The organism is Stenotrophomonas sp. YJH_SMC_29 (assembly GCF_059371235.1).
The window spans coordinates 28,910-43,378 of sequence record NZ_JCAFUK010000002.1; the positions used below are offsets into that span (position 1 = coordinate 28,910).

The 14,469-nt window shown below is 67.7% G+C and carries 16 protein-coding genes; 8 read left to right on the top strand and 8 right to left on the bottom strand.

Features of this window, described 5'->3' with window-relative positions; genetic code table 11:
- Window positions 1-47: 47 nt before the first annotated feature.
- Window positions 48-2,045: a bifunctional DedA family/phosphatase PAP2 family protein gene (locus AC5P9I_RS03300; protein WP_049466654.1), complete on the bottom strand. Its 1,998-nt coding sequence runs from the start codon at window positions 2,043-2,045 to the stop codon at window positions 48-50.
- 85 nt (window positions 2,046-2,130) lie between these two features.
- Here AC5P9I_RS03300 and AC5P9I_RS03305 point away from each other — a divergent pair, with 85 nt between their 5' ends.
- Together AC5P9I_RS03305 and AC5P9I_RS03310 are read left to right on the top strand one after the other, a co-directional pair.
- Window positions 2,131-2,793: a serine/threonine-protein kinase gene (locus AC5P9I_RS03305; protein WP_049466656.1), complete on the top strand. Its 663-nt coding sequence runs from the start codon at window positions 2,131-2,133 to the stop codon at window positions 2,791-2,793.
- Complete coding sequence (locus tag AC5P9I_RS03310) at window positions 2,790-3,296, top strand: DUF2867 domain-containing protein (RefSeq protein ID WP_049466658.1); 507 nt, start codon at window positions 2,790-2,792, stop codon at window positions 3,294-3,296. Before AC5P9I_RS03305 ends, AC5P9I_RS03310 begins: the two co-directional genes overlap by 4 nt.
- Window positions 3,297-3,406: 110 nt before the next feature.
- Here the strand turns inward: AC5P9I_RS03310 and AC5P9I_RS03315 are convergent, their stop codons facing one another.
- Window positions 3,407-4,090, bottom strand: a complete 684-nt coding sequence (locus AC5P9I_RS03315; RefSeq protein WP_049466660.1) for a hypothetical protein — start codon at window positions 4,088-4,090, stop codon at window positions 3,407-3,409.
- A 108-nt stretch (window positions 4,091-4,198) separates the two neighbouring features.
- On the opposite strand from AC5P9I_RS03315, the gene AC5P9I_RS03320 reads away from it, so the two are divergent.
- The 3 genes from AC5P9I_RS03320 (at window position 4,199) to AC5P9I_RS03330 (ending at window position 7,205) form a co-directional block, all read left to right on the top strand.
- Window positions 4,199-5,017 carry an SDR family oxidoreductase gene (locus tag AC5P9I_RS03320; protein ID WP_049466663.1) on the top strand — a complete coding sequence of 273 codons (819 nt, stop codon included), beginning with the start codon at window positions 4,199-4,201 and terminating at the stop codon, window positions 5,015-5,017.
- A gap of 93 nt (window positions 5,018-5,110) precedes the next feature.
- Entirely contained in the window at window positions 5,111-6,103 is a 993-nt protein-coding gene (locus AC5P9I_RS03325; RefSeq protein ID WP_049466665.1) for a YiiG family protein, read from the top strand.
- Between the two features lie 160 nt (window positions 6,104-6,263).
- On the top strand, window positions 6,264-7,205 hold the full coding sequence (locus tag AC5P9I_RS03330) for a YiiG family protein (RefSeq protein WP_049466667.1): 942 nt from the start codon (window positions 6,264-6,266) through the stop codon (window positions 7,203-7,205).
- 102 nt (window positions 7,206-7,307) lie between these two features.
- On the opposite strand, the gene AC5P9I_RS03335 is transcribed toward AC5P9I_RS03330, so the two are convergent.
- On the bottom strand, window positions 7,308-8,180 hold the full coding sequence (locus AC5P9I_RS03335) for an ion transporter (RefSeq protein ID WP_049413719.1): 873 nt from the start codon (window positions 8,178-8,180) through the stop codon (window positions 7,308-7,310).
- Between the two features lie 63 nt (window positions 8,181-8,243).
- Between AC5P9I_RS03335 and AC5P9I_RS03340 the strand changes: the two genes are divergently transcribed.
- The gene (locus AC5P9I_RS03340; protein WP_049413720.1) at window positions 8,244-9,470 is read left to right on the top strand and encodes an acetylornithine transaminase; all 1,227 of its coding nucleotides are present in this window, start codon (window positions 8,244-8,246) and stop codon (window positions 9,468-9,470) included.
- Between the two features lie 53 nt (window positions 9,471-9,523).
- Here the strand turns inward: AC5P9I_RS03340 and AC5P9I_RS03345 are convergent, their stop codons facing one another.
- Window positions 9,524-10,126 (bottom strand): HAD-IA family hydrolase, encoded by a 603-nt coding sequence (locus AC5P9I_RS03345; RefSeq protein ID WP_049466669.1) that lies wholly within the window; start codon window positions 10,124-10,126, stop codon window positions 9,524-9,526.
- 122 nt (window positions 10,127-10,248) lie between these two features.
- Between AC5P9I_RS03345 and azu the strand changes: the two genes are divergently transcribed.
- Window positions 10,249-10,698, top strand: a complete 450-nt coding sequence (azu, locus tag AC5P9I_RS03350; protein WP_049466671.1) for an azurin — start codon at window positions 10,249-10,251, stop codon at window positions 10,696-10,698.
- A gap of 71 nt (window positions 10,699-10,769) precedes the next feature.
- On the opposite strand, the gene hemL is transcribed toward azu, so the two are convergent.
- Window positions 10,770-12,059, bottom strand: a complete 1,290-nt coding sequence (gene hemL / locus AC5P9I_RS03355) for a glutamate-1-semialdehyde 2,1-aminomutase (protein ID WP_049466933.1) — start codon at window positions 12,057-12,059, stop codon at window positions 10,770-10,772.
- Between the two features lie 18 nt (window positions 12,060-12,077).
- On the bottom strand, window positions 12,078-12,704 hold the full coding sequence (thiE, locus tag AC5P9I_RS03360) for a thiamine phosphate synthase (protein ID WP_049466931.1): 627 nt from the start codon (window positions 12,702-12,704) through the stop codon (window positions 12,078-12,080).
- A 34-nt stretch (window positions 12,705-12,738) separates the two neighbouring features.
- Between thiE and AC5P9I_RS03365 the strand changes: the two genes are divergently transcribed.
- The gene (locus AC5P9I_RS03365; protein WP_014038358.1) at window positions 12,739-12,963 is read left to right on the top strand and encodes a rubredoxin; all 225 of its coding nucleotides are present in this window, start codon (window positions 12,739-12,741) and stop codon (window positions 12,961-12,963) included.
- Between the two features lie 42 nt (window positions 12,964-13,005).
- On the opposite strand, the gene AC5P9I_RS03370 is transcribed toward AC5P9I_RS03365, so the two are convergent.
- On the bottom strand, window positions 13,006-13,851 hold the full coding sequence (locus AC5P9I_RS03370; RefSeq protein WP_049466926.1) for a SirB1 family protein: 846 nt from the start codon (window positions 13,849-13,851) through the stop codon (window positions 13,006-13,008).
- A 161-nt stretch (window positions 13,852-14,012) separates the two neighbouring features.
- Complete coding sequence (locus AC5P9I_RS03375) at window positions 14,013-14,459, bottom strand: DUF192 domain-containing protein (protein WP_049466935.1); 447 nt, start codon at window positions 14,457-14,459, stop codon at window positions 14,013-14,015.
- Window positions 14,460-14,469 lie beyond the last annotated feature (10 nt).

A 14,469-nucleotide genomic window follows, 5' to 3' on the forward strand; every position in this document is an offset into this window, starting at 1 on the left:
CCGGGCACGGGCCCGGCGCTACAGCGGGTGATCGCGCACCGGCCCCGTCAGGGCGTGGGGGTCTTCAACCGCAGCACCGGCAACCCGGTTTCGCTGTGCACATCCTCGCGCTGGGGCAGCTCCTGCACGGCCTCCTTCACCGCATTCAAGGCCGGGTCGACGCCGCGCAGCGGGTGCCACATGCCGATCCATTCGAAGTGGCGCTCGTAGCGCAGGGTCTGCGCACTGCCCAGCCATAGCGGCGTATTGCCCGGTTGCAACTGCGCAGGGGCCGGCCACAGGCGCAGTACGTAGCGCTCATCGCGGTGTGTACCCGGGCGCACCATCAACAGCGCCTCCACGCGCGTGTCCAGCGTGGCGGGCAGCACCGGCAGCGCATCGGCGCCGGTGTTCTTGTCCAGCATCAGCAGCGCTTCCTGCCAGCCGGCCTGTTCCTGCCGCTTCCAGCCGCGTGCTTCCAGCTGCGCCTGCAGCGGGGCCAACGGGCCCGCCACCTGCACGTCCAGCGGCCAGCGCTGGTCGTCGTCGAACTCGTTGCGGCGCGCCGGCAGTGTCGCCCAGTCGTGCTGCCACCAGGCCTGCATGTCCATCGCCTGCGCGGCCGGCAGGGTCGGCTCGAAGCGTTCCAGCTTCACCGGGATGTTGCGCGGCGCGTACCACATCGCCGCCACGGCGAAGACACCGTAGAACAGCCACGCCACCGGCTTCACCCAGAACGAGCGGTTGAAGCGGCGGCGGTAGGCGATGCCCAGCACCAGCAGCCAGAACGTGCCGAACAGCATGCCGCCGATCACATCGCTCAGCCAATGCGCGCCCAGGTACAAGCGCGAGAAACCGATCAGGCTGACCACGATGCCCGACACCAGGTACGGCCAGACACGGGTGCGGCCGGGCATCTCGCGGGCGATCAGCACTGCGAAGAAGCCGAAGGTGATGGTGGCCATCGTCACCGACACCGACGGGAAGCCGAAGCCACTGCTGGCGTCGACCGGGCGCACCACATCGACGGTGGCACCGAGCAGCATGGTCAATGCGAGGCCGAAGGCAAGCGCGGCCAGCCAGTGCGCGGCCGCCATCCAGCGCCGGCGCCAGATCAGGTAGCCCATCGCCGCCGCAGTGGCCGGCAGCAGTACCTGCCAGGCGCCCAGCGAGGCCAGCGCGGCCATCGGGTAATCGGCCAGCGGGTTACGCAGGGCCAGCATGGCCTGGTGCACCAGCAGGTCGATCGCCAGCGGTTCCCCGTGCGCGACCACCACGGTCAGCAGTGCGAACCAGCCCCAGCCCAGCACCAGCAGCATCAACGCCAGCATCGCCAGCGGCACCGACTCGCGCCGCTTCGGGTCCAGCACACCGACGGTATAGCGGCCCAGTGTCGGGTGGCGGTTGGACCAGTCCAGCAGCCGCGCCAGCCAGTTGTCCATGCGCGCGGCCGACCAGCGGTAGCCATACAGCACGATGGCCCAGACCAGGCCGAGGATCACTGCCAGCAGGCCGACCACCACCACCAGTCGCCCGGCCACTGCGGCCACCGCGTCGTAGGCCTCGCCGAGCACCCAGCCCGGTGCCAGGAACAACACCGCCCACGAAATGCTGGCGATGCCACTGGCCTGCACGTAGCGGCTGGCCGGCATTTTCATCATGCCCGCGATGGCCGGCACGAACGGCCGGATCGCGCCCACGTAGCGTGCCACCAGGATGCTCTTGAAGGCATTGCGGCGGAACAGGTTTTCGCCGCGGTCGAGCAGCTGCGGGTAACGGCTGAAGGGCCACACGCCACGCAGGCGGTCACCCCAGCGGCGCCCGATCCAGTAACTGATGCCATCACCGGCGAATGCGCCCAGTGCGGCGGCGGCCACCGCGTACGGCCCGGAGATCTGGCCCAGGCCGATGAACACGCCCACCGCGAACAGCAGCGGCAGGGCCGGCACGATGGCACCGAGAATGATCACCGCGTCGCAGAAGGCGATGAGGAAGATAACGGCACCCGCCAGCACGGGGTGAGCGGCAATCCACGCGAGCGTGGCGTCGATCCATGAAGAGTCCATTGCCCGATTATAGGGGCGTGAAGGTGACTGGTTCCCAGCCGCTTGGTGACCGTTTGCAGCCATCGCCATCGCCTAGAATGGGGTCATGCCGCATACGCCAGACACTCCACCGCATGCTTTGAAGGCCGACAGCTTCGGTCGCATCCTCCTTGTGGAAGGACCGGCCGGTCCCTTCGTGCGCCGTGATCTGGGCGCCACACCACTGTGGTTGCGGCTGCCGGCCTGGTGGCTGGCCCGCCGCGAAGCACGCGCGCTGCGCCATATCCATGGCATGGCCGATGTGCCACAGCTGCTGGCGTGGGATGGCCGTCATCTCGACCGCAGCTTCATGGCCGGCGACGCCATGTACCAGCGTCCGCCCCGCGGCGACCTGGCCTGGTTCCGCGCCGCGCGTCGCCTGCTGCAGCAGCTGCATCGCAATGGCGTGGCCCACAACGATCTGGCCAAGGAAGCCAACTGGCTGGTCACCGACGATGGCCGCCCGGCGCTGATCGACTTCCAGCTGGCGGTGATCGGCAACCCGCGCTCGCGCTGGATGCGCCTGCTGGCCCGCGAGGACCTGCGCCACCTGCTCAAGCACAAGCGAATGTACTGCCGCGAGTCGCTCACCCCGGTGGAAAAGCGGGTGCTCAAGCGCACCTCGTGGGTGCGCGAACTGTGGTTCGCCACCGGCAAGCCGGTCTACCGCTTCGTCACCCGCCGCATCCTGCATTGGGAAGACAACGAGGGGCAGGGGCCGAAGCCGTGAGCTCTGCGCAGGTGATGACCGGCCCGCCGAGCGCGGGCAATGTCCTGCGCCCACAGCTGGCCAACGCCGACTTCGTGCATGCCTGCCAGGCAACGACCCATCGTGATGGACGTTCAGCCTTGCAGGCCTATCGCGATATGGCCGCGACCATTCCCGGCTGGTTCGACGGATTGATGGCGCTGCGCAACCACGGCATGCGCCTGCTCGGCATGAAGGACCTGGGCTCGTTGCGTGCGGTGCAGGGTGTTGCGGATCCTCAACCCGGGCAGCGGCTGGGCATCTTCACCCTGCAGTCGCTGGATGACGATGCCATCGTGCTGGAAGACGACGACCGCCATCTGCGTGTGCAGCTGGCCCTGCAGTGGCACGGCGACGTGCTGGAAGTGGCAACGGTGGTGCATACGCACAACGCGTTCGGGCGCGTGTACATGCTGCCGGTTGCACCCGTGCATCGGCTGATCGTGCCGCATCTGCTGAGGAAGCAGGTGCAGGGGTACCGGTAGATCCACGCCATGCGTGGATGCGCCCGCTGTCGGCCTTGATGTAGCGCCGAGCCATGCTCGGCTGCATTCAATGAGCCGAGCATGGCCCGGCTCTACAGGCGCCGGTGACCTTACGGCGTCGCCGGCACCACCTGCTGGCCAATGAAGTTGCGCTTGGCGTCGAAGTCGTAGGCGATCTGCAACTGGCCCACATCCGGGCAGGCGTGGCAGTCGCGCAGCGGCGTGCGGTACAGCAGGCGGATGCCGCCGTTCTCGAGCGGCGTGGCCCCGGCCGACTGCGCCGGTGCGAACGGCGTGGCCTGCGGGTGGTCCTTCAGCAGGGCCTGCACGGTGGGGTCGGCACGCAGGGTGTCGTCCAGCTGCACGGCATCCACATCGATGCGCTTGCCGGTGGCGTCGACCAGGCGGGTGCCCTCGTTGGTGTTGGCGCGGAACGGATACTCGACCGTGGCAATGCCCAGGCCTTCGTTCTCGTGCCAGGCCGTCACGTAGGCCAGCTCGCCACCGGTGGACAGCTGTTCGGCGGCGGTGATCGCATCGGCGCTGGCGCCGCCGGCGCGCATCGCATCGCGCAGACACTCGCGGGTGGCCGCATTCTCGCCCTGGCGGCAGGCATTGAGGTCGCCATCCCACACCACTGCCTCGCTCCAGCGCAGCTTGCCGTCGGCGGCGGCCTTCTCTGCGCTGGGGGTGTCACCGGCGGGCGGCTCCTTGCCGGGTTCCGGCGAACGGCCCTGGCAGGCAGTCAGCAGGGCAAGCCCCAGGGCAGGCAGCAACAGGCGGGAACGGCGCATGGCGTGGACCTCGTGCGTTGACTGGAGGCCCGAGTATCGTCAAGGCCGGGTGAACTCCACGTCGGCGCGGCATACTAGCGGCTCATTGCATACGCTGGAGTGTGGAACGTGGGCAGTCTGCAGGGCAAAACGCTTTTCATCACCGGTGCCTCGCGCGGCATCGGCCTGGCCATCGCACTGCGCGCTGCGCGCGACGGTGCCAATGTGGCCATTGCGGCCAAGTCAGCGGTGCCGAATCCGAAGTTGCCAGGCACCATCCATACCGCAGCCGAAGCCGTTACGGCGGCCGGCGGCCAGGGGCTGGCGCTGAAGTGCGATATCCGCGAGGAAGAGCAGGTACAGGCGGCGGTTGCCGCCACGGTCGACACCTTCGGTGGCATCGACATCCTGGTCAACAATGCCAGCGCGATCTGGCTGCGTGGCACGCTGGATACGCCGATGAAACGCTTCGACCTGATGCAGCAGGTCAATTCGCGCGGCAGTTTCCTGTGCGCGCAGGCCTGCCTGCCGTACCTGCTGCAGGCGCCGAATCCGCACATCCTGACCCTGGCGCCGCCGCCGAGCCTCGAACCGAAGTGGTGGGGCGCGCACACCGGCTACACGCTGGCGAAGATGGGCATGAGCTTCGTCACGCTCGGCCTGGCCGCGGAATTCGGCCCGCAGGGTGTGGCGGTGAACGCGCTGTGGCCGCGCACGGTGATCGCCACCGATGCGATCAACATGATTCCGGGCGTCGATGCGGCCGGCTGCCGCACGCCGCAGATCATGGCCGATGCTGCGCACGCGGTGCTGGTGCGCGAGGCGGCGGGTTTCCACGGCCAGTTCCTGATCGACGATGACGTGCTGGTGCAGGCGGGTATCACCGATCTGTCCAGCTATGCGGTGGATCCATCGCGTCCGTTGTTGCCGGATCTGTTCCTGGACTGATCGCGCGTCGCCGGCAGAGGCCGAGGGCTGCGACCTTCGGCCTGCTGCGCTAGAATGCGCGGCTGTAATCGTTTTCAACAAGGACGTGAACCCATGTCACGCACTCTTTCCGTCGCGGCGCTGGCCGCTTCGCTGTCGATTGTCCTGGCTGCCTGCGGCAGCAGGGCGCCTGCAACCACTGGCGACGCCGGCCCTTCCAGCACGCCCGACGCCAGCGCGGCGTCGTCCGACGCACAGCAGCAATTGACCGCCAAGCTCAACGCCTACATCGGCTGCTTCAACACGCTTGATTCGAAGACCCACGGCAGCATCGAGTCCTATACGCGCTGGATCAAGGACGTCGAGGCCGGCCCGACCGGGCGCGAGACCCAGGTGTACGGTCCGTTCGAGATCAGCGACTACGACATGAAGCAGTGCGATGGCCCCGTGACCGAGGCGATGGCTGCCAAGCCGGCGCTGGCCGAGCTCGATGCCGCTGCTGGCCATTACCAGCAGGCGCTGAAGGCACTGGTGCCGATCAGCAAGGAGGCGCACGACTACTACGATCGCCAGGACTACGAAGATGACCGGTTCGCCAAGGGCAAGCAGCTGCATGCGCCCTTGATGGCCGCCTTCAAGGAGTTCGTGGCTGCCAGCGCAACGTTCAACGCCGAGCTGGAGCGCCAGAACGACGCCGCCCAGCGCGAGCAGCTCAAGGCGCTGGAACAGGCCGAGGGGCGCACGCGCGAGTACTACCGTCTGGCGATGATGCTGGAAGCCAAGGCCATCATGGATCTGATGAGCGAGGACGATTTCGACCAGGCCAAGGCGCGCGAGCGTCTGGATGCGTTCAACCGCATTTCCGACGAAGCGCATGCGAAGGTGGCTGATCAGGAGCCGGGCAAGCTGGACTGGAACAGCTTCGAGCGTGAGGCCGAGAACTTCCGGCGCGAAGGCAAGGAGCGGCTGAAGCGCGTCAGCGAGAACACGCCCTATACCGATTTCGAACGGCGCATGCTGGATTCGCCCTCGATGGCGCCGAGCGGCTCTGCCAGCAAGCTGATGCAGGAATACAACTCGCTGGTTTTCCAGAGCAACCGCCAGTAGGCGGGAAGCTCAACGCGCTATTTTTGTCGCGATCGAGCAGGTTGATCGCGACATGACACGCCCCGCAGCCCCGAATGCCAGCACCTTCCCGAGGTGCTGGAGCGCGCGCTCGCGCCATGCAGGACGATGGCTGCAGTTTTCACTGGTGCAAGGAACTGATTTGAACGCATCCACACGCCTGATTCCCGTTCTCCTGCTCGGCGCGCTGGCCGGCTGCAACAGCCCGGCGGGGCTGGCGGTCGCCGACCCCGGGCTGGAGAAGGTGAACGCCTACATCGAGTGCTACAACGGCGTCGAACAGCCCATCCACGAAGGCTTCCAGACTTACACGGGCTGGATGAAGGACCCCAAGGCGGGGCCGACCGGCAAGGAAGCGCAGCCGCGCTCACCGGGCAAGCTGTTGTCGCACCGCGTCGAGTACTGCGGCCAGCCGCTGACCGATGCGCTGGCAAAGACCCCTGCCACGCCGCTGGATGCACCCGCGCGACAGTACCAGCAGGCATTCCAGGCACTGAACACCCTGATCGAGCGTGCCGATGGGTACTTCACCCGCGAGGACTATCGTCGCGATGGTGGCGAAGGGATGCGCAGCCAGCATGCCCCGCTGATGCAGGCCTATGCTGATTTCTTCAAGGCCAGCGAAGCAATGGATGCGGCGCTGGAAAAGAACGAGAACGATCGCCGCGCCGCCCAGCTGAAGCAGATCGAGGAAAGCGAAGGCCGCTCGCTGGCCTATTACCACCTGCGCCTTGTCGGCGATGGCAAGCAGCTGGCGATGGCGTTCCAGAGCGACGCGCCGGATGTTGCGGCGTTGCGCGGCCAGCTGGCCGACTATCAGGCGCTGGTGACGGAAATCCAGAACAGTGGTGTCGGCAAGGACGACCCGATGTGGGGCCATGTGCAGCGTTCGGCCGACAAGCTGGTGCGTAGCGCCGGGCGCGGTGTGGAGCGTCTGGAGCAGGGCAAGCCGATCACCGCCGATGCGTTGGCCGCCGAGCGCAAGGCGTCGGGCAGCTGGCTGACCACCGATCCTGAAGGCGCACAGTCGACGATCCTGGACGCCTACAACGACCTGGTGACCACCAGCAACCGCATGCGCTGAGGGCGATCCACTCAGGGCGTGGCCCTGTCCACGGTGGCACCGGGCCATGCCCGGCGCGCACCCTGCGGGGTTGGTAGTGCCGGCCGCTGGCCGGCATGTGCCTCAATGGCTGAATGCGTCCGGCAGTTCACCGCCACACTTGCGGCAGTGGCGCGCATCCGGTTCATGCCCTTCCAGCCCGCAGTGCGGGCAGCCGCGCGCATCCCGGCGCGCCGCCAGTTCGGCTTCGCGCATGGTGCTGGCCAGTTCGGCGGTGTAGATGCCGGTCGGCACGGCGATGATGCTGTAGCCGATCAGGATCAGCACCGAGGTGACGAAGCGGCCAAGCACGGTCTGCGGCACGATGTCGCCGAAGCCGACCGTGGCCATGGTCACCACCGCCCAGTACATGCTGGCCGGGATGTTGGTGAAGCCGTGTTCGGGGCCCTCGATCACGTACATCAGCGCCCCGGCGATGATGGTGATGGTGATCACCGTGAACAGGAACACCAGCACCTTGCGCCGGCTGCGCCACAGCGACGTCATCAGGACGCCGCTTTCCTCGATGTAGCGGGTCAGCTTGAGGATGCGGAACACGCGCAGGATGCGCAGCGCACGCACCACCAGCAGGCTCTGCGCGCCGGGGATGAACATCGACAGGTAGGCGGGCAGGATCGACAGCAGGTCGATGATGCCCCAGATGCTCACCGCGTAACGCAGCGGGCGCTTGACCACCGCCAGGCGCAGCAGGTACTCGGCGGTGAAGATGATCGTGAAGCCCCATTCCAGGATGTACAGGCCGGTGGACCATTCGGCATGCAGGTGCTGCACGCTGTCGATCATCACCACCAGGATGCTGGCAACGATCGCCACCACCAGGATCAGGTCGAAATTGCGCGAGGGCCGCGAGTCATGGCGGTAGATGATGTCGAACCACCGACGGCGCCAGCCGGTCTCGGTGGCGGGGTTGAGCTGGGGGGCGGAAAACGGTCGCATGGGCGCATTGTGCCGCAGGGGTTCCGGCGCGAGAATGGGCATTCCTGAACCCTGCCGACTGCCATGACTGCCGCGACCGATCCGCTGATTTCCCTTTCGCACTACTACCTGCCGGTCTACAAGCCCCGCCAGGTGGTGCTGGAGCGAGGGCAGGGCGCCCGCGTGTGGGACAGCCAGGGGCGTGAGTTCATCGACCTGGCCGCCGGCATCGCCGTGTGCGGCTTGGGCCACAACGATCCGGACCTGGTGGCCGCGCTGGTCGAGCAGGCCGGCAAGCTCTGGCACACCAGCAACGTGTTCTACAGTGCGCCGCCGTTGCACCTGGCCGAGGAGCTGGTGAAGGCCAGCCGCTTCGCCGAGCGCGTGTTCCTGTGCAATTCCGGCGCCGAAGCCAACGAAGTGGCGATCAAGATGGTCCGCAAGTGGGCCTCCAGCCAGGGCCGCCCGGCCGACAAGCGGGTGATCATCACCTTCCGTGGCAGCTTCCACGGCCGCACCCTGGGCGCGGTGACCGCCACGGCCCAGCCGAAGTACCAGGAGGGCTACGAGCCGCTGCCCGGTGGCTTCCGCTACATCGATTTCAACGATGAAGTGCAGCTGGAAACCGCGATGGCCGCCGGCGACGTGGCAGCGGTGATGCTGGAGCCGATCCAGGGCGAGGGCGGCGTGATGCCGGCCAAGTCCGGCTTCCTCAAGCGCGTGCGCGAACTGTGCGACCAGCACAACGCACTCCTGGTGCTGGACGAGATCCAGGCCGGCATGGGCCGCACCGGCACGCTGTTCGCGCACTGGCAGGACGATGTAGTGCCGGACATGGTCACCCTGGCCAAGGCACTCGGCGGCGGCTTCCCGATCGGCGCGATGCTGGCCGGCCCGAAGGTGGCCGAGACCATGCAGTTCGGCGCGCACGGCACCACCTTCGGCGGCAATCCGCTGGCCGCTGCGGTGGCCCGCGTGGCACTGCGCAAGCTGGCCTCGGCGGAGATCGCCGCCAACGTCAGCCGCCAGTCCAAGGCGCTGCGCGATGGCTTCGCCCGCATCAACGACGAGTTCGGTGTGTTCAGCGACGTGCGTGGCCGCGGCCTGATGCTGGGCGCGGTGCTGGGCAAGGACTTCGCCGGCCAGGCCGGTGCGATCCTCGACCATGCCGCCGAGCACGGCCTGCTGACCCTGCAGGCCGGCCCGGACGTGCTGCGCTTCGTGCCGTCGCTGAACATCACCGACGAAGAAGTGGCCGAAGGCCTGAAGCGCCTGCGCGCGGCAATTGCCGCGTTCATCGCCGCGCGCTGAAGCCAGGGTGCCGGGGTCGGACCCCTCTCCTGCGGAGAGGGCTCTGACCCCGATCAGCTCACCGCGTAACGCTTCAATACCTTGCCCAATCCCCGGCCATCGCGCACGGTCTCCGCGTGCAGGCCGGCAGCGCGCGCGCCACGCACGTTGGCGAACAGGTCATCGACGAACAGCGTGTGCGCCGGGGCCACGTCCAGCGCGTCCAGCGTGCGCAGGAACACCGCCGGTGCGGGCTTGCGCAGGCCGAAATCCGCGCTGCAGAACACGCGGCCCTGCAGCGCAGGGAACAGTTCCGGCAGCAGGGTGGGCAGCGCCTGTACCATCAGCGCGCCGTTGTTGGTGAGTACGGCCATCGGCAGCTGCAGGCCCTGCAGCCGCTGCAGCACGGCCGCCTGCGGATGGCTGGCGGCCTGGCGTGCCGCAATCCATGTCGCGACATCGACGGTCCTGCCCAGGCGCTCCCCCAGCCGCGCCAGATAGGCCGGGCCGTCCAGCGTGCCGTCGTCATGCGCCGCCTCCAGTCCGCTGTCATACAGCGCGGCCTGCACGGCCTGGGTCGGAACCCGCAGTGCGTTCGCCAGCTGCAGCACGCGTTGTGCGCGCTGGTACTGCACCAGCACGCCATCCACATCCAGCAGCAACAGGTCGATCCGCATCGGCCGAGCATGCCATCGCGGTGGATGCGCGGAAACCCTGGAGTGGACGTGCGACAGACGGTCGCAGCCGGGGGCGCAGGCGGGTGCCTAGAATGGCGCTTGAATCCGCAGGAGAGGCAACGATGAAGGCTTGGCTGGTGGCAATGGGACTGGGCGCGGTGATGCTGGCGCCGTCGGCGATGGCACGGGTGTGTGCGGTGAGCATCGACAGCACCGACCAGATGAGCTTCAGCAGCCGCGAGATCAAGGTTGCCGCTGATTGCACCGCCGTGGACCTGACCCTGCGCCATACCGGCAAGCTGGCCGCTACCGCGATGGGCCACAACTGGGTGCTGACCCGCACGGCCGATTACCAGCCGGTGGCGATGGCGGGCATGCGCATGACCCTGGCCGACAGCTACCTGCCGAAGGCCGACAAGCGCGTGCTGGCGCATACCAAAGTGATCGGTGGAGGCGAGACCACCCGTGTGCGTTTCTCCACCCAGGGCCTGCAGAAGGGCGGTGACTACACCTTCTTCTGCTCGTTCCCCGGCCACTTCGCGATGATGAAGGGCACCTTCGTCTTCGGCTAGAAGAAAGGGGACGGAGGGGATTAAGTCGTTTGTGCACAAACGACTTAATCCCCTCCGTCCCCTTTTTGCGATCAGCCCTTGGCGGCCCGGAACGCTACGCGTGCGGCGGCGAGGGTGGCCTCGATCACTGCGTCATCGTGGGCGCTGGACAGGAAGCCGGCCTCGTACGCCGACGGTGCCAGGAACACGCCCTGGTCGAGCATCGCGTGGAAGAAGCGGTTGAACGCCGGGATGTCACAGGCGGTGGCCTGCGCATAGGTCTCGACCTTCTCGCTGGTGAAGAACAGCCCGAACATCGCGCCCACGCGGGTGGTGGTCACCGCCACGCCGGCTTCGGCGGCGGCCGCTTCCAGGCCGGCACACAGGCGTGCGGTGCGCTCGGCCAGGTCGGCGTGGAAGCCCGGCTGCTGGATCAGCTCCAGCATCGCCAGTCCGGCGGCCATCGCCACCGGATTGCCGCTGAGCGTGCCGGCCTGGTAGATCGGGCCGGCCGGGGCGATCTGCTGCATCAATTCGCGGCGACCGCCGTAGGCACCCACCGGCATGCCGCCGCCGATGATCTTGCCGAAGGTGGTCAGGTCCGGGGTGATGCCGTAGTGCGCCTGCGCGCCGCCGAGGGCGACGCGGAATCCGGTCATCACTTCGTCGAAGATCAGCAGCGCGCCATGCTGCGTGCACAGTGCGCGCAGGTGCTGCAGGTAGCCCTCGCGCGGCGGGATGCAGTTGGCGTTGCCCACCACCGGTTCGATGATCAGCCCGGCAATGTCGTCGCCCTGCTGCGCGAACAGCGCGGTGGCCGCTTCGAAGTCGTTGTAGGGCAGGGTCAGGGTCAGTTCGCTCAGCCCGGCCGGGACGCCCGGCGAGGTTGGCACGCCCAGGGTCAGCATGCCGCTGCCGGCCTTCACCAGGAACGAGTCGCCGTGACCGTGGTAGCAGCCTTCGAACTTGACGATGCGGTTGCGGCCGGTCGCACCACGCGCCAGGCGGATGGCCGACAGCGTGGCCTCGGTGCCGGAGTTGACCATGCGCACCATCTCGCACGATGGCACCAGGCGGGTGATGGTCTCGGCCATGGTGACTTCGGCCGCGCACGGCGCACCGAAGGACAGGCCATTGTCGATCGCCTTCTTCACCGCCTGGCGCACGGCCGGGTGGTTGTGGCCGACGATCATCGGGCCCCAGGAGCCGACATAGTCGATGTAGCGGTTGCCGTCGACGTCGTACAGGTAGGCACCGTCGGCGCGTTCAACGAAGAACGGCTCGCCGCCGACCGACTTGAACGCGCGCACCGGCGAATTGACGCCGCCCGGCAACAGCTGCTGGGCGCGGGAGAACAGGGCGTGGGACTGGTCGTGGTTCATGGGGGAATATCCTGGGCGTTACGCGAACTGGGCGAGGAAGGCGCGCTGGGTCGCGACCGGGTCTTCGGCGGCGAACACGCTGCTGACCACGGCGACCAGATCGGCACCGGCGTCGATGATGGGACCGACATTGTCCGGCGTCAGCCCGCCGATCGCCACCCGCGGCACGCCCAGTGCGGCGCTTTGCCGCAGCAGGTCGGTATGCGCGCGGCTGGTGGTGATCTTGGTGGTGGTCGGGAAAAACGCGCCGAAGGCCACGTAGCTGGCGCCGGCGGCCACGGCCCTCTCGGCATTGGCCAGCTGGTCATAGCAGGAGGCGCCGATGATGGCCTCGGGGCCGAGCAGGGCGCGCGCGCTGGGGATGTCCCCGTCGGTGCCGCCCAGATGCACCCCCGCCGCGCCAACGGCCTTGGCCAGCGCCGGGTCGTCGTTGACGATCAGCGGCACGCCGTATTCCGCGCACAGCGCCTGCAGGGCGATGGCCTGCTCCCGCTGCAGCGCGCCGCTGGCGGTCTTGTTGCGGTACTGCAGCCAGGTAGCGCCCGCGGCCAGCAGCGGCGCGGTACGGGCCAGCAGGCGCGCGGTATCGGGCTCGTCCGGGGTGATCAGGTAGACGCCGCGGGGCGCCGGGGAAGCAGAAGTCATCGATGGCTACCGGTGAGTGGACCGCGATGGGACAATGGCGGCCCGTGAATCCAGCCCCGATTATCCGATGAGCGATGCCACCCCCACCACCTTGCGCACCTGGATGTGCGTGGTCTGCGGCTTCCTGTACAGCGAAGCGGAGGGCCTGCCGGAGGAGGGCATCGCGCCGGGGACGCGCTGGGAGGACATTCCAGAGACCTGGACCTGCCCGGACTGCGGGGTCACTAAGGCCGATTTCGAGATGGTCGAGGTCGATTGACCTAGCCTTGGGTGTGGGCCGTTGGTCCACACGGCGGCACCCTCAATGCAGCCGCGGCATCGGTCCGCCCAGGTCGATCAGCTTCTCCCGCAGCCACTGCGCGTCGCTGGCTTCCGGGTTGCGCTTCAGGTACTGCCCCAGATCGTGGCGGGCGCCGGCCAGGTACTCCAGCTGCAGGTAGGCCAGGCCACGGTCACGCAGCGCGTCGTCCTGCTCCGGGGCCAGCTTCAGCAGGCGGTCGGCACTGCGTGCCGCGCGGTCCCATTCGCCCGCCTCGGCGTACACACCATGCAGGTTGCGCAGCATGCGCATCAGGATTGCGCGCGCCGGCGCCGGGTCGAGGATCTGCGCCAGCACCTGGTCGTCGGGCATCTGCCCGCCAAGATGTGACTTGGCCCGTTCCCGCAGTTCGTCCACGTCCAGCGGACGGCCGCCGTTGAACGGGTCCATCACCAGCACGCCGTCGTCCACCGGCAGGCGCACCAGGAAGTGGCCGGGGAAGGACACGCCATCGAGCGGAATGCCCAGCCGGCGCGCGACTTCCATCTGCACCAGCGCCAGCGAGATCGGGTTGCCCAAGCGGCGCTCGAACACCTGGTTGAGGTAGCTGTTGCGCGGATCGTAGTACTTGTCGTGGTCGCCGCTGTAGCCCAGCTCGTCGAACAGGTGGCGATTGATCGCCGCCATCTTCAGCGGGCTGTTGTCGATGCTCTCCACTTCCGAGCGCAGGTGCTCGACATGGCTCTGGATCAGCGCGTCGTAGGTCGACGGCTGCAGATCGGGGTATTCATCGCGCGCGATCAACAGCGCGGTCGGCAACAGTGGCAGTGCCTCGTCTTCGAGGTCGGCCAGTGCATCCCAGTCGGGGAGTGTGATCCGGTCCTGCATGGCCACAGACTGGCGTCATTCGCGTGCGGTTTCAAGCGGTGCCGCGTGAAAGATGCAGGGGTCGGATCCCTTCCGCGTGCGAAAGGGATCTGGCCCCGATCGGGGCCCCAGCCGGGTTGCCGGCCAGCGGCCGGCACTACCGTGGGTGCCGGCCGTATCGTTTACTTTTCGATGCCCGGGCCGAATTTCAGCTCCGTGCCGTCCTTGAGCTGCAGCTTCTCGGCCTGGCCGGCGTTGAGCTCCAGCACATAACGCGCCGGGCCGCCGCTGGGATAGGGCGGGCACATGTCGCCGGCCGAGCACGGCGGCACGTCGCGCTGCTGGCTGACCAGCCTGCGCTGGTTGTCGAAGTACAGGATGTCCAGCGCGATCTTGGTGTTCTTCATCCAGTACGCCTGCATCTCCTCGCGGTCGTGGATGAACAGCATGCCGTGGTCGGCCGCCATCTGGTCGCGGAACATCAGCCCGCGGGCGCGGGTTTCATCGTTGGTGGCCAGCTCCACCTGGTAGCGGGCGCCATCCAGCTCGACCCAATGGCGGGCCGCGTCGGTGGCACAACCGGCCAGGGCCAGCAGCGGAAGCATCAGCAGCGAACGCAACAGCGACATCATCAGGATC

What these genes read in the sequence shown, in the direction of transcription:
- AC5P9I_RS03300 (WP_049466654.1), bottom strand. Translation starts at nt 2,045, where the DNA reads ATGGACTCTTCATGGATCGACGCCACGCTCGCGTGGATTGCCGCTCAC.
- AC5P9I_RS03305 (WP_049466656.1), top strand. Translation starts at nt 2,131, where the DNA reads ATGCCGCATACGCCAGACACTCCACCGCATGCTTTGAAGGCCGACAGC.
- AC5P9I_RS03315 (WP_049466660.1), bottom strand. Translation starts at nt 4,090, where the DNA reads ATGCGCCGTTCCCGCCTGTTGCTGCCTGCCCTGGGGCTTGCCCTGCTG.
- AC5P9I_RS03325 (WP_049466665.1), top strand. Translation starts at nt 5,111, where the DNA reads ATGTCACGCACTCTTTCCGTCGCGGCGCTGGCCGCTTCGCTGTCGATT.
- AC5P9I_RS03335 (WP_049413719.1), bottom strand. Translation starts at nt 8,180, where the DNA reads ATGCGACCGTTTTCCGCCCCCCAGCTCAACCCCGCCACCGAGACCGGC.
- AC5P9I_RS03340 (WP_049413720.1), top strand. Translation starts at nt 8,244, where the DNA reads ATGACTGCCGCGACCGATCCGCTGATTTCCCTTTCGCACTACTACCTG.
- AC5P9I_RS03345 (WP_049466669.1), bottom strand. Translation starts at nt 10,126, where the DNA reads ATGCGGATCGACCTGTTGCTGCTGGATGTGGATGGCGTGCTGGTGCAG.
- azu (WP_049466671.1), top strand. Translation starts at nt 10,249, where the DNA reads ATGAAGGCTTGGCTGGTGGCAATGGGACTGGGCGCGGTGATGCTGGCG.
- hemL (WP_049466933.1), bottom strand. Translation starts at nt 12,059, where the DNA reads ATGAACCACGACCAGTCCCACGCCCTGTTCTCCCGCGCCCAGCAGCTG.
- thiE (WP_049466931.1), bottom strand. Translation starts at nt 12,704, where the DNA reads ATGACTTCTGCTTCCCCGGCGCCCCGCGGCGTCTACCTGATCACCCCG.
- AC5P9I_RS03365 (WP_014038358.1), top strand. Translation starts at nt 12,739, where the DNA reads ATGGCGGCCCGTGAATCCAGCCCCGATTATCCGATGAGCGATGCCACC.
- AC5P9I_RS03370 (WP_049466926.1), bottom strand. Translation starts at nt 13,851, where the DNA reads ATGCAGGACCGGATCACACTCCCCGACTGGGATGCACTGGCCGACCTC.
- AC5P9I_RS03375 (WP_049466935.1), bottom strand. Translation starts at nt 14,459, where the DNA reads ATGTCGCTGTTGCGTTCGCTGCTGATGCTTCCGCTGCTGGCCCTGGCC.